Source organism: Pseudoalteromonas sp. S4492 (assembly GCF_005886115.1).
Classification (GTDB): Bacteria; Pseudomonadota; Gammaproteobacteria; order Enterobacterales; family Alteromonadaceae; genus Pseudoalteromonas; species Pseudoalteromonas gelatinilytica.
The window spans coordinates 1-379 of sequence record NZ_PNCP01000269.1 but is presented as its reverse complement, the minus strand read 5'-3'; the positions used below and the strand labels follow the sequence as shown (position 1 = coordinate 379).

The 379-nt window shown below is 44.9% G+C and carries 1 pseudogene; it reads right to left on the bottom strand.

Going from position 1 to position 379, the window contains the following annotated elements:
* Positions 1-379 (bottom strand): annotated as a pseudogene (locus CWC28_RS22615) (ISNCY family transposase); the annotation flags it as partial.

Sequence of the window (379 nt, the reverse complement as noted above, 5' to 3'; positions counted from 1 at the left end):
TATCCACCGCAATCTGGTCATCGGTCTGCTTTTCCATCACATGATGTTGCAATATAAAGCCATACTGATCCTCAATGATAGCCACCCGCAGACCAAGCTCAACCGGCACTCCAGCCTTTCCTTTGCTGATCCACTCTGTATGTGGCTGATGTAATGAAAATACTTTTTCAGAGTGCGGAATGGATTCTCCATCAATCATTCGTCGTTTAATCTGGCTCATTTGACGAATACCGTGATCTAGAAACACATTCAGATTAGCCCTTTTTTCCGCAGGACATACAGCGATAAATGCAGCGCTTTCCAGCCTGTTTTTTGCCTTGAATATAAGCCGTTGGCTGTTGTCGAGATAGCTCTGGCAAGCTTGTCGAATGTCTTGTTC